The organism is Vibrio sp., from assembly GCF_984391705.1.
In genome coordinates, this window is sequence record NZ_CFHWOM010000030.1 from 33,138 (window position 1) to 48,978 (window position 15,841).

12 protein-coding genes are annotated in these 15,841 nt (G+C 39.9%); 7 read left to right on the forward strand and 5 right to left on the reverse strand.

What is annotated here, in order from left to right:
* Positions 1-7 precede the first annotated feature (7 nt).
* Complete coding sequence (locus AC4MRV_RS14535; protein ID WP_491188049.1) at positions 8-1,561, forward strand: methyl-accepting chemotaxis protein; 1,554 nt, start codon at positions 8-10, stop codon at positions 1,559-1,561.
* A gap of 66 nt (positions 1,562-1,627) precedes the next feature.
* A complete protein-coding gene (locus AC4MRV_RS14540; protein ID WP_491188050.1) occupies positions 1,628-2,443 on the forward strand; it encodes a LysR family transcriptional regulator in 816 nt (271 codons plus the stop codon).
* A 37-nt stretch (positions 2,444-2,480) separates the two neighbouring features.
* Here the strand turns inward: AC4MRV_RS14540 and AC4MRV_RS14545 are convergent, their stop codons facing one another.
* Positions 2,481-3,512: an HlyD family secretion protein gene (locus AC4MRV_RS14545; RefSeq protein ID WP_491188051.1), complete on the reverse strand. Its 1,032-nt coding sequence runs from the start codon at positions 3,510-3,512 to the stop codon at positions 2,481-2,483.
* A 3-nt stretch (positions 3,513-3,515) separates the two neighbouring features.
* Positions 3,516-4,022: a magnesium transporter gene (locus tag AC4MRV_RS14550; RefSeq protein ID WP_491188052.1), complete on the reverse strand. Its 507-nt coding sequence runs from the start codon at positions 4,020-4,022 to the stop codon at positions 3,516-3,518.
* Positions 4,023-4,276: 254 nt separating this feature from the next.
* On the opposite strand from AC4MRV_RS14550, the gene AC4MRV_RS14555 reads away from it, so the two are divergent.
* The 3 genes from AC4MRV_RS14555 to AC4MRV_RS14565 are packed head-to-tail and all read left to right on the forward strand — an operon-like array spanning position 4,277 to position 10,848.
* Positions 4,277-6,928 (forward strand): EAL domain-containing protein, encoded by a 2,652-nt coding sequence (locus tag AC4MRV_RS14555; protein ID WP_491188053.1) that lies wholly within the window; start codon positions 4,277-4,279, stop codon positions 6,926-6,928.
* A gap of 44 nt (positions 6,929-6,972) precedes the next feature.
* Complete coding sequence (locus AC4MRV_RS14560) at positions 6,973-8,916, forward strand: EAL domain-containing protein (RefSeq protein WP_491188063.1); 1,944 nt, start codon at positions 6,973-6,975, stop codon at positions 8,914-8,916.
* Between the two features lie 9 nt (positions 8,917-8,925).
* Positions 8,926-10,848 (forward strand): transporter substrate-binding domain-containing diguanylate cyclase, encoded by a 1,923-nt coding sequence (locus AC4MRV_RS14565; protein ID WP_491188054.1) that lies wholly within the window; start codon positions 8,926-8,928, stop codon positions 10,846-10,848.
* 62 nt (positions 10,849-10,910) lie between these two features.
* On the opposite strand, the gene AC4MRV_RS14570 is transcribed toward AC4MRV_RS14565, so the two are convergent.
* The gene (locus AC4MRV_RS14570) at positions 10,911-12,443 is read right to left on the reverse strand and encodes a methyl-accepting chemotaxis protein (protein WP_491188055.1); all 1,533 of its coding nucleotides are present in this window, start codon (positions 12,441-12,443) and stop codon (positions 10,911-10,913) included.
* 259 nt (positions 12,444-12,702) lie between these two features.
* Here AC4MRV_RS14570 and AC4MRV_RS14575 point away from each other — a divergent pair, with 259 nt between their 5' ends.
* Positions 12,703-13,392 (forward strand): response regulator transcription factor, encoded by a 690-nt coding sequence (locus AC4MRV_RS14575; RefSeq protein WP_491188056.1) that lies wholly within the window; start codon positions 12,703-12,705, stop codon positions 13,390-13,392.
* Positions 13,389-14,585, forward strand: coding sequence for a sensor histidine kinase (locus AC4MRV_RS14580; RefSeq protein ID WP_491188057.1), 1,197 nt, complete (start codon positions 13,389-13,391; stop codon positions 14,583-14,585). Before AC4MRV_RS14575 ends, AC4MRV_RS14580 begins: the two co-directional genes overlap by 4 nt.
* Positions 14,586-14,704: 119 nt before the next feature.
* Here AC4MRV_RS14580 and AC4MRV_RS14585 read toward each other — a convergent pair whose 3' ends face one another.
* Positions 14,705-15,130 carry a thioredoxin domain-containing protein gene (locus tag AC4MRV_RS14585; protein ID WP_491188058.1) on the reverse strand — a complete coding sequence of 142 codons (426 nt, stop codon included), beginning with the start codon at positions 15,128-15,130 and terminating at the stop codon, positions 14,705-14,707.
* A 370-nt stretch (positions 15,131-15,500) separates the two neighbouring features.
* On the reverse strand, positions 15,501-15,841 hold a 341-nt coding region (locus AC4MRV_RS14590), incomplete at its 5' end, for a transketolase-like TK C-terminal-containing protein (protein ID WP_491188059.1).

Sequence of the window (15,841 nt, forward strand, 5' to 3'; positions counted from 1 at the left end):
TTATAACATGACTATTGCCCAACAACGTGAAACTCTGCTCAACGAGCATGAACAGTTAGTCTCAACGACAGACACAAAAGGCGTTATTACTTACTGTAATGATGCCTTTTGTCGTATAGCAGAATTCGATCCGCAAGAGCTATTAGGTGAAAACCATAATATTGTTCGCCATGATGATATGCCGAAAGCGGCGTTCGCAGATATGTGGACGAACTTGAAGCAGGGAAAAGCATGGCGTGGGATTGTAAAAAATCGTACTAAATCTGGTGGTTACTATTGGGTAGACGCGTATGTTACTCCAATCTATGACAATGGTAAGATCAGTGGTTATCAGTCTGTACGAGTAAAGCCGAAGCAAGAATGGGTAAACGTTGCCTCTAGCGCCTATAAAAGCCTGATTAACGCAGAAAAGTCGGGTAGGCAATGGTCATTAAAAATCTCAGACACGGTTCGCTATGCTGTGCTTATTGGTGGCCTTCTCGCTCCGATAACCGCTCATTTAAGTGAGGCAGGAACACTCTATCAGTGGATTGGGAACTTATTGCCTATATCTGTACTTGCTGTCTTGTTTCGTCAGGAACTTATCGATACGCCATTGCAGTTAAAAAAACTGCAATCGCGATTCGATAGTGTGAGTCGTTTAGTCTATTCGGGAAGCAGTCAGTTTTCGGTTGCGGATTTCCATCTCAAGATGATGTCTGCAAAAGTTACAACGATTCTTGGGCGAATGACGGACTCAGTAAAACCGCTGCATGCTTTATCCGAAAATTTAAATACGACTGCGTCCGAAGTGTCCCAAGCACTCGATCAGCAGACAACAAACATTCGACAAGTCCGTCAGGCGGCCGAAGAAGTCGAGCTAGCCGCAGATAACGTTTCATCGAACACCTCAGAAGCTCATCAATTGATTGATACGACGCTTGATACTTGCCATGAGGCTAAATCGAGCATTGAGCAAACGCATCAAAATTTGGCGCTACTGAGTGAGCAAGCGGAAAGAGCGACCAATACGACTTATCAGCTCAGTGAGCAAGCTCAGAAAGTAAGCGAGATGATGGAAGAGATTGGTGGTATCGCTGCGCAAACAAATTTGCTTGCTCTAAATGCAGCGATTGAGGCGGCTCGCGCTGGTGAACAAGGAAGAGGGTTTGCGGTCGTTGCTGACGAAGTTAGAGCCTTATCTGGCCGAACGTCCAATGCCACAGTCCAAATCAAAGACAGCATTGACTTAATGCTAGAGACTATTGGTGCGTGGCAAAAAGACATAATTGCGAATCAAAAGCACACAGATGAATGCGGCACAGTTGCTCAAATCAGTGCACAACGGTTACAAGAAGTTGAAGCCTTGATGCAGGACATGGGGGCATTAATGGCAAGTGTTGATAATGCCGCGGATTCGCAACGTAAACTTTCGAGTGAGGTTAATGCTCATATCCAATCAATTGCCGCGACTGCTGAGCAAAATCTGACAGCAACTTATTCCGTCAATGAACACTCTAAAGCACTACAGAAACAAGTAGCTGAATTTAATCGAATTGCTCAACGGTTTGAAGAGAAGTAATTGCTTGGCATATTTGAAGGTATTCGTTAGGTTATAATCACTTAATCTTCAAAAGTGAATGCCCAAATGCATGATTTAAACGCGTTACATGTTTTTATAGCATTAATGCAAACACGATCAACTCAGAGAGCAGCCCAAAAAATAGGCCGCTCTCAGTCTTATGTTTCCAAGGTGTTGGCGCAATTACGTGATGACTTGTCTGACCCTTTGTTTGTAAGAGATGCTTCTGGCCTTTCTCCAACCGATTATGCGTTATCAGTGGAGCCGAGAATCAAAAGTGCTTTGGAGCAGTTGGACCTAGCTATCGCTCCAGAAGAATTTGATCCACGAAACCTATCAAAAGTGACACTTCACATCGTTGAACCCTATCTGGTTGAAATTGGTAAAGAGTTGATTCGTACAATCCGCTCGCAAACCGATGCTGTTATTGAGCTGCGCCAGTGGAGTGAGCATAGTGAAGCGCTAATACTTGACGAACAAGTCGACTTAGGACTCCATGTGCTAAATGATAAGCCTCAGACGTTTTACCAAAACAAAATCCATTCAGGTAGTGGGAGGTTTGAAGGTAATCAACAAGGTGAGTACGTCAAGTTCATTATTTCGGGTATTAATGAACATCAAGACCATTTTAAAGCGCTCGATCCTGACCTTGAAGCTGGCATTATCGTTGATAGCGTTCATCTTATTAATCAGTTGATGGATGATTGTTTTACATTGCGTTATGAACCTTACTATGACGATGAAACCCTATCGCCACTTAATCTCGATATGGCTTTGATCTGTAAAGCATCTTTGCGTTCTGCCGCTAAACAACAATGGCTGATGGACCAGATAGTGCCTATTGTGGACGCACATATCGCGCTGAGAAAAGGTGGGAAATGACAATAAGCACCTTGAATGGTGCTTATTGAATTAGATATTAGAGCGCCGAAAGATAAGACTTATATGCTTTCAATCTAACCGTAGCTGCGCCAATGATATCCATAAAGCCAAGCGCTTCATGTGGCTTTTTCGCTGACACCCAACCAGATCCCGTAGAGCCGATAGGGACGTTGTAACCTGCTGGTTCTTCAAACTCAATAACAATCGTTCTGCCGTGGGAGCCCGAGTTGTTGCCCACGTGTTGGCGAACATGTTGTGTACCATTAAGCACTGATACTCGCGCTTCACCTGTCCCCGCCGTTAAGCTGTGGACTCTTCCGCGGAATATTTCACCGGGATATGCATCTACATAGAACTCGGCAAATTGACCGACTTTGATATTACGGTAAGTTTGATCAGCAATTCGCATTTCAACAAACTTCTTATTGGTGTTGTAGAGGTGCATATTACCAACGCGAGTACCCTCTACAATATTGGTGATGGATAGCTGTCCATCAAATGGCGCGCGGATCTCTCTGCGCGCATTTTGCCAATCTGCTGTAGCAATTTGCGCATCAATACTTAGGATTTGAGCATTCACTGCTGCAATCTTGGCATCCGTTGATTCAATGCGAGTACGCAAGTCATCGCGCTGAGACTCCTGAGCGAAATCATTCAGTTTAGTTAAGCGCTCTAATTGTTTCTTATCATTATTGATTTGGTGCGTTAACGCTAAGATTTCAGCCTGTGCCGCCTCTTTTTGTGCAGTGAGCCCTTCAACTTGTGCTGCGGTGTCTTCCGTACGTAGGGTATAAATCAAATCGCCTTTTTGAACCATTTGGTTATGTTCAACAAAGACTTGTTCTACTTCTTGCCCAACTAAGGGGCTAAGTACCGCATGAGGTGCTTTGACAGTAGTGCTGTCAGTCAAATCAGCCGGTGACCAAAACCGGTGCGCCGTAAACAGGGAAAGTGCTAGTAATGCACCGACACCAACGATGATCACTGCGTTTTGCAACGTCCAACGTACGACTCCAGTTCTCACTAGTAACCAACAAATAAATACGTAAGGGAGCATTATCTCTTTCATGATTTAATCCTCGATGCGTTGAACTGGTTGACGGCCGTTTCGGATGATGTTGGAAATTTCTGCAGCAAGAACATCCCAACGAGCGAACGCGATGATGATAGCCATTACCCACCATGTTTTATCAATGAACAAGCCGCACAAAGAAAGCGCAAAGACTATCTGAGTATGTGCACTCGACATTTTAGCCGCTCGATGAACCGCGACTTCATGCAACTGCCACATCAGGTAGACAACGTAGACAAGAATCGCAACCGTAACGAAAAAGATGAACCCCATGAAAAGTTCTGAATCGAGTAAGGTTAAGATGGCAGGGTAACCATTTGAAAAATAGGTTTCTGGTAAATCTTTACCGTGAACGGTTCCAAGTTTGGAGAGAAGAACGGAAGCGCCTAGCAAAATAGCGAAAGCAGCACATCCTTTCATTGCGTAAGAAACTAGCGTTCTAGCAATCCTTGTCAACTTAACAGCAAGTCCTTGTGATGCTGTTGGTAGAGTCTGTTGAGATGACATAAGTTCAGCCTTAGTTATTGCTTTAGGGAAATGATACTGGCTGATGAATGTAAAAATGGAATAGTCGAAATTCCAAATAAAAAGGGCGACAGAGCGAAACAAGCTGAGTTAAAGGGGGATGTTTAGCTTAACGTTGCTTACATTGGGTTAGTTTAAGCAATTTCTGTAGTCGGGTAGTGTCACGGGATCTTTTAACCGTTTGCGGAACCTAGCAAATGCGAATAAACGAATCGTATGTATATAAGTATGTATTGATGATGCTTGTATCCTGTTTAACCCCAGTGACCCAGAGCTTTGCTTTTAATACGCTGAACCAAAACAATAGCGTCATTGATGGCGACAACACCTTGCGAATAGGCGTGATCCCCGATAGCGCCTCAGATAAGGTTCTCCCTGGCTCGGATAACAGCCGAGTGTATGAGGTATATTTAAATAGCTTGAAACAAATTTTACCTACAGGAACACAAATAGATGTAGTTAAAGCCCCGCTCAGCGAGCTCTTAGACTTAGTTAAAAAGGAGCAAATTCACGCGGTATTCGAGTTATCAATAAATGAAGCCCGTAACGAGCTACTCGAATTTACCGATCCCATCGGCCATGAAGTTGTCTTTATATTTAGTCAGTTAGACTTTGAGATAGGTTTGAAACAAACCAACGAAGTTTATGCGTTAAACGGCTCTACGTGGGGGCAAGACGCAGAGAATTACTTACGTTCTATCGGATATCACAACCCTGTTACTTACGTGGACACAATATCTGAGCTTTACAGTAAGCCTGTATTTGTTGCTGGCGATACAAGCCTATCGAAGTTTTACCCACACAAGCTACCAATCAAATCTGGCTCAGCGATACACATAGGCATCACCAAAACATTCGCAGAAGATCTACTCGCGTCGTTTAATTCAGCGCTGGAAGATGTAGGGAATGTTTTTATGCAAGTAAATACGCCTAATAGTGATGTCCTTAACTTGGATTTAATCGTTGATGTCGATGTAGAGCCGTTTTTTAGTCATGATCATAGTGACATATCTATTTTGTCTAAGTATTCATACTTATCTAGCAAGATCAGCAACTTAAATATTAACCCAATAGAGTGCGAGGATGAAGAATGCGAACGCGATCATTATTTGTCATCCCGATTGACTCTTTATTCTGAAGAGCAATCGAGAGACTTCTATCAGACTGAAAGCATTGGGTTGCTAGAACTCGAATTATTCACTCTAAAAGAGCCTAATCAAAGCAAACGAATTGGCGTAGCGCAAGATAGTGAACGAACGAAATTCATAAATGGTAATAAAACCATACCATACAAGTGCTTTAATAACTTGATTGATGGTTTTGTTAATGGCGAAATCGATGGTTTTATTGCTAATGATTTAGATGGCCATTTAGCGCTAGCGAAGTTAGGTTATAAAAACTATCGAACCCAGACGGTTACCTATGAGTCTGTTGTTTTTGCGATACCGAAAAGCATGCCAAATGCAGATGGAATCTATCAGTCCCTGTCGAACGTTATTAAAGTGGCGAAAAACACCGGTTTTATTGATAGTGATGTCGTAAAAGATGCATATATGATGGAGAATGCAAGACAAGATAAGCTAACACTACGACAAAAACTGATCATCACATATGTAGTTTCTTCAGTAACCTTAATCGCATTTGTATTTTACAAAATTAGATGCCTTCTGGTTGATAAGATTAGTAGACTTTATAAAAAAAAGCTTATTAAACTTTATTACAGTCGAGGAAAATACACCCATATTTTATGTATAAAAGCATATAGTGAGAATTATGATGATATAAACTTGGAGTCGGTATGTCCTGATGAGCCTTTGGTTGTATTATCAAAACAACTAAATTATCTTAAATGCCTAAATTTTAAAGGGTTTAGGTATTTAGATGATACGGTAGTTCTTCTAGTAGATTGTGATGATGATACGTTGATTTATCGGTGTATAGAAGAGGTTTGTCGTAAGCTAAATCAGCATCAATTGACGATGGATATAGGCATAAAGGGAGTATCTGGCAACTATAACTCTGACGTGAAATTTGCTCTTGGAAGCATGTTTGCAAATAGAAATGAAAAAAATAGAGGTTATTGCCATTACGAACATTGCAATGACGCAAAAAACTATATCAATAGTCGAACAACAGAAAAAATCATCAACGAATCATTGTGTAATGAAGAATTTGATTGTTACTTTCAGCCTAAGTTTGATGTGAATTCAAATGCCCTTTATGGCGTTGAAGTGTTAGCACGTTTACGTATTAACGATACGTACATATCACCTGAACAGTTCATTCCAATCTTAGAAGAAAGGGATAATATTCACCTTCTTGATTATATGATGATAAATAAAACAGTAGATCATATAGTTAGTAATTCGAGATTTGATGTGAACTTTTCAGTTAACGTTAGTTCAAAAAGTATTGCTCGTCCTGAATTTAGGGAGAAAGTTGTTACTCTTTTGTCTCAGTATGAAAACTTGGAAAACTTGGAGTTTGAAATCACAGAAACACTAACAAGAGAATGCTTTGATTTGGTCGAGGTGTTTATGTCTGAAATAAGGAGGGTGTCGAATGTTAAAATATCGTTGGACGATTTTTCTACGGGTAACTCCTCATTGCTAATATTAGATAAAATTCATTTCGATACGGTGAAAATTGATAGGAGTATTTTGCAAATACTAAGAAATAAGGAGAGTGAAAATTACCACATATACGAAATAGTGAAGTATATAAAGAGCAAAGCAAGTTATGTATGTCTAGAAGGCATAGAAGATATAGACGATTTAAATATTGCTCGTGATTTAAAGGTAGATTTTGGACAAGGATGGCATTACGGAAAGCCAATGAATGAAGGAGAATTTAACGAGAATTATAAAACACAATTGGTAATAAAATGATTAGAAAATCAGAAAGCAACTTACTTCTTGGAATATGTAATGTCATGGTTACATTAATTCCAATACCAATTATATCTGGTATATTTGCTTTGCTATCTCACGTTTTTTCGAACGCTGGAAACCTAAGTGTGTCGTCACATTTGTTTTTAGCACACAGAACAATACATGAGTTGTACCCGCTTTTACTGTGTATCTATTTTTCGCTTTTCTTGTGCAAGACGTACAAAATATCTAGAGCTCTAGTAATTACACCATCGCTAGCTGTTATGTACATACTATCAGAATCATTGCTAATAAATAGACAAGGAGAAAACCTTGTTCAAACGTTCATGTCATCAGCCGTATTTATTTCAATAGTGATTCCGCTTCTAATAGCGAATAGTCTTAGAAAAATAAATGACATGAATCTGTTTGTTAGGTCCAATTTACCATTGGCTATTGAGCAAACGATGAATTTAATTATTTGGACTATATGCATGATTACCATTTTTGCACTTGGTTTTTATGTGTTCTATATGATTTTTTGCAATATCTATGATTTATGTTCAAACTTTCTTGATAGACAACACTGGAAAGTGCCGGAGTATGTAAGCTTAGTTACTTATGTAATTATAAAAAATATAACTTGGTTTTTTGGTGTTAATGGTTCTAATTTTATTCCTATGTACGAATCATATTCACCTGATGACTCAGTCATTATAACTAGTTTCATTGACCAATATTCGTCAATAGGCGGTTCGGGAAGTACGCTCAGTTTAGTTATATGCATGATTCTAAGCTCCAATGAACGCTATCGAACTGTTGGGGCTATTTCTCTCGTTCTAAGCATATTTAACATCAATGAGCTTGTGATTTTTGGAGTTCCAATTATGTTGAACCCATTGATGATGATTCCATTTATGCTTGCTCCAATTGTTGAATTACTTTTCGCATACTCATTATTGGAAGTTGGTATTATTGAACCAGTTTACGAGAGTTATTCTTGGATGATGCCAGCTTTTTATAATACCTATGTTCTGAATGGGTGGATGTCAAATGAAATGTTGGTCCAGTTTATCAACCTCATGATTGGAATTGTAATTTACTATCCATTTTTTAGAAAGATCAATAGATTAACTTCAAACTCTAGTTCTAATAAAACGAATGACAAATTTTTTGACTATGAGGATAGTCGACAAATAGTAGGTATTAGTGATGTTGTAGGGCAAGTAAATAAAAATATTAACGCTCAGCGTAACATAGAAAAACTACAATCAACAGGTAGCTTTGAGTTGTTTTACCAACCTATTTTTAGTAATGAATCAAACGAAATAGTGTCCGCCGAAGCGCTGATTCGTCATAAGTCAAGGGATGGGAGGATAACTCCACCTACATTTATTTCGGATTTTTATCTTACAGGCATGATAGTCGACCTTGATATGTGGGTGATAAATCGTGCTTTATCAGATGTTAATACTGTAAATCAGACAAAAGATAAGGTAATAAATAACATTTCAATTAACGTATCGCCGCTAACTTTTTTGTCCAACTATTTTACGAGAGATTTTGTCGAAATCGTAGAAAAGAATGATTTTGATTACAAAAATATTACGTTGGAAATAACGGAGGATGTGTTAATTAACAACGAATCTCGTACCGTTGTCCAGATTTCAGCACTTAGAGAATTAGGCGTATCCATCGCGTTAGATGACTTTGGTTCGGGTTACTCTTCTTTAGGTTATTTATCAAAGTATAAATTTGACAAAGTCAAGATCGACAGGTTGTTGACTCAGAGTACAGATAGCGAAATAGGACAGGAAATATTTTCATTAACAGTCCAGGTAGTAAAAGCACTGGGGGCGATCACAGTTGTTGAAGGTGTGGAGAATGAAAGTCAACTTAACATAGTTAATAAATTAGGTCCTTGCTTGGTCCAGGGTTACTATTTTTATAAACCCATGGATTTAAACACATTTGTAAATCTTACTGAGCTGAAAGTACGAGCGTAAGGTAAATGGATGATGATTAGAATTTTTACTATTTTCATATGTGTTGTCTTAAGTTCTAACACTTTTGCTAATGTACTAAGAGTGGGCGTAGTCGATGGAGATTTGGTCGTTGATGTCACGCTTAGACGATTAACAAACGATACTGGAATTGAATTTAAGATAGTTAGATTTAACTGCTATGAATCTATTGTGCGTGCTCTTAAATCGAATGAAATTGATCTAATATCGAATATCAACTTTACAGAAGAGCGGGGTAAAGTCCTTGACTTTACACTGCCGTTCTCAGTCGATTATTCGTATGTTTATTCAAATAAGCCAATTAGCAATAGCAATGTTGATATATTTTACGTAAAAGAAGGCAGCGCTTACCCTGAATTGATTAAACGCAAAGATGCAAGCTTAAAGGTACGAACCTATACTCGTAGTGAACAGATTCCTACAATTTTGCAAAATGATAACAATGTAGCAGTCTTAGGAAGTATCAATGAACTAGAGGAGTTGTTGTCTCAAGGATACTATGCGCAGAGGTTGTTAAAGTCATGGTTTATCCCTCCAGCAGGTTTTGCTGTTCTAAAGGGGACGCATAAAAGATATCTTCCATTGCTAAATTTGGCGATTGAAAACCGTCAGTATCTTTCTAAATCTCAAAGCTTTATTAAGCGTAAGGAACGAGAACTTCGTATATTAGCGTTAAAGTCTTCAGTCAAGCTACTGGGGATGAATCATTCTCCAACTTTATATTATAAGTCAGAAGATCTAAGAAGAGATGGAGTCGCAAAAGACTCTAGCGTAAGCAAACTCGCGATTGAAAGTGCCTGTGATTTACTTGGCTTTAATTGTGTTTTTTCCAATAAAATAGATGAATCATGGGCAAGTATTTACAACAGTCTTGAAACAAGACAAATAGACATGATTTCATCGATGGCAGTATCACAAAAGCGAAGTAAGTATTTCAATTTCAGCGAGATTTATTATTACCCCAATGTCTATTTTGTTAGTCATATGTCGAATAGCGAGCGTCAATTGAGTTTGTCTGAACTCGCATCTGAAAGAATCGGGGTAATTAAAGGTGATTACTTTCAATTGTTGCTACAAGAGTTACTGGTAGGGAAGACACTATATCTTTTCGAGACTCAAGATGACTTAACGAGAGCATTAGTCAACGGCGACATAGACTTCATGCCCATAGGCTCAGCCAACTATAATAAGTTGATGTATGAAACTGATTATCAACTACCCATCGAGGTGATGAAAAAATTCACTCTTCCAATTGAGTACGGTATTGCTATTGCTTTTCAAAATAACGAACAAGGGGAGATCTATGCTAAACTTTTTTCTGAGGCAATGGAGATTGTCAACTTCCCGAAGTTAATTAGTCGATTTAATGATAAAAAGAATTGGCGTACTGCTTTGATTGAGGTTCAAAACTTACTGATCATTGGAGCGGCGCTTATCGCAATTATTGGCGTGATTATGTTTTTGGTTATCATTGCACTGTATAAGGAGTCTTTGACAGATCAGTTAACCAATCTGGGTAATAGAAGAGCGCTATATCGAAAAGCTAATGCGCATTTAGCTGCTAACACCGTCTTAATATACGTTGATATAAATAAGTTCAAATTTATCAATGATACATATGGGCACGAAGCCGGTGATTTCGTACTTGAACGGTACGCTCATATTATCTCGAATAGGTGGCCAGGTAATTCATATAGGATTGGTGGTGATGAATTTATTCTATTGTTAAAGAAGCTCACCCCGGGTTTGAGCCAGACAATGCTTCAGTTAAAGTCCTTTAAAGTTTGTGTCGATGGAATGCAAATCGATATAGAAACGTCGATAGGAAGCTTGATTGTAGAGGAAGGGGGGATGTCTTTGAGCGAAGCGCTCGCTGAGGTGGACAGACGGATGTATAAAGACAAACAGAATTAGGACAAAAATTAAAACATACAGCTCCCCAAATAAGGGGAGCTTAAATTACAGTTAAATGGTGATTACGCCTTTCTAAATTGTGAGACTAGCTTTTCTTGGTCTTCTAGGAAATGAGTCAGCTGATCACTGTATTCAACACAAGACTCTGCGGCATTTTGGTTTTCAATCGATTTATCATAGATACTTTGAATGGAATGATTCATTTCGCTACTCACCGATGTCATCTCTTCGATTGCTGTAGCGATTTGAATACTGCGGTCGGAAATGGTGTTTACACTTAGCAAAGCTTCGTCTAGTTTGCGTTCAGTTTCATCTGATGCCTGGATGCACGAACTCGAAGCAAGTATCGCGTTATCGATGAGGCTAGTGGCTTCTTGTGTTTGTGTTTGGATCTCCGATGTTAGTGTTGTTATCTTTAGGGTCGCATTTTGACTCTGCTGAGAAAGGGTTCTCACTTCGTCAGCAACGACGGCGAAGCCCTTACCATGCTCTCCCGCTCGAGCAGCCTCTATTGCAGCATTGAGTGCGAGCAACTTTGTTTGCTCTGATACTTTGCTTATTAAATCGACTACATGATCAATGCTATCCAGTTTTTCAGCTAAACTACGCATAGATACTGCAGTGTGTGTTAGTTCATTGGAAACTTGAGAGATATGATCGACCGTACCATTAATAGCGGTTTTACATTTTTCCACGGTCTCCAATGAAAGCTCCGCTTCTTTAGACGTACTTGAAGCATTTTCAGCTATTTCAGAAATTGCACATCCCATTTCGGTTATAGCGGTAGCGGTTTGGGAGAGCTGATCATTTTGTTGGCTGATATTATCTAACGTGTTCTTTGCTTCATGCATACTCTGCTTCGCAACAGAAAGTGTGTCCGCGTTGGAAGCTTGAATTCTGCCAACGACTGCGTTCAATTCAGATTGGCGCATTTTTAATGCCAGCTCGATCTGACCGACTTCATCAAGGTGACCGGTGTAAATGAGTTGCGCTAGTGGATTGTCGTAAACAGACTTCGATTGTTTTGCTACCTTATCCAGCCTTCTTGTAAGTAGGAAAGAGATGGAGGTTGAAGCGACTGTTAAACAAACAGCAACCTCAGCTGACAGGGAAGTAAAGCAAGTGGCAGCAATCGCTATTGCGGTTTGCGACAATGCAAATTTGTGCCAAAGATTTAGTTTCGGCAATGACAGTCGTTTTATTTTTTCATCACGTTGTAGGCGCTTGTAGATAGTTGTCGCTCGCCTTATATAGGTTGGGTCTGCAACAAGTCTGACAGATTGATACTCTGTCGTTTGCCCATTCGTTCTGATAGGCGTAGCGAACGCATCAACCCAATAGAAATTGCCATCCTTAGTCTTGTTTTTTACGATCCCCATCCATGATTTGCCTGATTGAAGATGCGACCACATATCGGCGAACGCTTGTTTCGGCATGTCGTTATGACGCACTAAATTGTGAGGATTCCCTACCAATTCGTCATAGCTAAATCCAGCTACCGTACAAAAGTTATCACTTGCGTAGGTGATATAACTATTTAGGTCAGTTGTGGAAAGTAAGTTATAGCTAGCTGGGAAGGTTATTGCTTTATTCAATGTTGTAACTCTAGTTAAGTGTGATTTTTATCTCAATATATTGTCTATTGAGAAAACTGACACTAATGAAGTTAAAGTTGTAATATCTATTTGTAACCAAAAAGTTGCCGATACGTCTGCCACTGGCTTACATTGGCTTAAAGAAGGTTGATTGAAGCTAAAGTAGAATATGATTCGTAAGACAGTTTAGGAGCTCAAATTAAGTAACCTCATCATGGGGGAGATTGGTTTTACTGCACGCACAGAAAGTAGGTTTTGAATGCTAGATATACTGATTATTGAAGACGACAATGAACTAAGGGAGATGCTCTGTTATTTGTTGTCAACCGTCGAAAGTTTTAATGTGGAGACGCTTGCAACAGGCGAAGGTGCTATCGCTCATATTGAATCAAAACAGCCGCGACTCGTTTTGTTGGATATACAACTTCCAGTTCAATCGGGTTTGGATATATTGCGAGAGATGAAGGAAAGAAACTTGCCTGCGGCGGTTATTATGATGACGGCTAATGATAGTGAACTCAGTGAAACTAACTCACTTGTATTGGGAGCCCATGACTACGTTTCCAAACCTATTCGAAGTAATGTTTTACTGGAACGCATCAAGCGCCAATTGAACATAGCCGGCCAGACAGAGAGGTCTTCTCAAGCTATGGATCAGTTCTACCTAAGAGAGTGTGATATGACGCTAATTTACAATGATGTCGTTGTAAGTTTGATCCCGTCTGAATATGAGCTTTTAGAAGTACTCATTGACTCTAATGCTCCGGTTACTGTGGGGAGTATTTTTGAAAAGATTCATGGCTTTAGCCATCATGTAGAAGACCGATCTATCTATATGCGCATTTCTTCATTACGCAAAAAACTGTATTCACATATTCCTGATGTCCAGTTGATTAATAATAGGCGCTCCCGCGGATTCTATTTGGCGTTTCCGGTAACAAAGATATGAATGTGTTTCTAGCTCAGATCGTTGCTTCAGTGATCATCGGTTACGTCATAAGCTCGGCACTGTCACTATTTTTCGTTTTGCCTTTAAAGCAAGAAGCGGAGAAAGATCTGAATCTAAAGCGCGTAGATATGGTTGTCGATGCGTTCGTACAGCACAATGAAAGTCAAAGCTCTGGTAATACAGATGTTTGGAGGTTTCAGTGTGATGTGGTCGCGGAGCATGATCAGATTCAGTCGAAGGATAACATTCACACTATTGTAAAGCGCTATGATACCGATCGTTTTATTCTTGGCTCATTTAACAGTGAAGCTTATCAGAACGACCCAAACGTCAAGAGGCTGCTTTGGCTAGACCTCTTGGATGACCTGATACAAGTCGTTTGCACACTGATTATTCTACTGCTATCACTTAGAACTTGGTCTAACGGATTGAGAGAAATGACAAAACTCTCGACTGAATATATGCGAGGGAATTTTTCAACTCGAGCCCGCAGGATCGGCCCAAAACCGATAAAAAACTTAATTGATAACCAGCATATGATGGCAGACTCTCTGAGTAGTTTGATAAACAAACAAAAAGTGATCTATGCGTCTTTGCCACATGATATCCGTACTCCTTTGGCATCAATCCAGCTGACCAGCGATATGTTACTTTATGAACAGGGTGACAATCAGTACTTGGCCAAAAAGCTGGCTACTCAAGTCGACAGTTTGAGCACCTTATGTGAGAGCAGTTTGTATCTATTCAAATTGATGAGCGGTGATATACAAGCGGTTAAAACAGAAGTTAATTTGCAAAATATCTTGTCATCTTTCAACAATGTTATTGGGTCCCATCAAACACTGGTTACTTATGGCTGCAACACCAATGTTCAAACAGATAGCGCTATTGTCAGAATCGTCTTCCTCAATATAATTTCTAACGCGCTAAAGCACGCCAAATCACAAATTACGGTTTCTTTGGCCCGTTACCCTAGGCATGATGTGTTGCGTTTTAGTGATGATGGTTGTGGAATCGATAAGCAGATTATTAATGCATTCAACGCAGGACAACTAGGCGAAATCAAATCGCAGCAAGGGTACGGAATAGGATTAATTCTTATAGCAGAACTGGCTAAAGTGTTAGATGGAACCGCTTTACTCTCTAACAATGGTGTAGGGGGCAAAGTTACGCTAGTGATTCGAAGAGATTAACACTCTACCCATCTTTAAATGCTGGTGGCCCAAGCTACCAGCATAGATTCATTTAAGAAAATTCCATTTACCGCTAATCTGCCAACATAACTTCAAGAGATTTTCTTCATAGGTATGCATTAAGAGTTTTGCAAATGACGCAGTGTGTCGATGAACTGATCAAGAGAGCGGTGGTTCGATAAGTTTACTACGTATTTCCCATCGACAACAAAAGCTGGGATAGCAGAGATTCGGGCTTTTTTAGTTAACTCTATAGAATCGTGAATCATTAATTCTACCTCCACTCGTTGATCATCTGATAATTGCTGCGGGTTAAGCAATTGATAGTCAGCGAACAAAGTGTCAGCGTCTGACAATTTAAGGTCGTCAGTAGATTGAACGATGGCAAAGAGTTCGTACAGCAAACTGTGTGGAACAGGGTCGACTTGCACTTTCGCTGTGTAGTAAAGGGTTGCGGAAGTCTCAGTTAAGTCGTCAAAAATTGCGTGAACCCGATTGATTTTCAGTTCTTTTAGTCGACGATTTTGCTCGATGATCGTAGACATGTTCCAGCAAGGGTTACAGGTCAACGAGAAAAATTTGTCGATCGATTTATTGGCATAATAGGTTTCTACTAAAGGGGAATATAGTTCTTTCTTAAAAAAAGCAGCATTTGCATTTGTGCAGGTCAATAAGATTGTGAATGAGGTAAGTATTGCTCTAAACATTTGGACGCCATCGTTGATTAATTGTACAACCCTATTTTATCGGGGCATATTTTTACGGTCTTTAAGCAAATTTAAGTTAAGCGTTTCAATTGATCGGTGACGATGGGGAAGATGGGGAAGAGTGGGGCTTGTCCAATTCAAAAGTCGAGTGCGGAGTAAAAAAAAGCCCCGCTACTTCTAGCGGGGCTTTCTATTTCAGAGTCAGCAATTAAGCTAGAAGCTCTTTCGCTGTGTTTACTACGTTTTCAGTAGTGAAACCGAACATCTTGAACAGTTCGCCTGCTGGAGCAGATTCACCGAACGTTGTCATACCGATGATCTTGCCGCCGAAGCCAACGTACTTGTACCAGAAGTCAGCGATGCCAGCTTCTACAGCGATACGAGCTGTTACGTCAGATGGAAGTACAGATTCACGGTACTCAGCGTCTTGCTTGTCGAATGCGTCAGTTGCAGGCATAGATACTACACGTACCTTCTTACCTTCAGCTGTCAGTTCAGCCGCAGCGTTAACCGCTAGCTCAACTTCAGAACCTGTAGCGATAAGGATTA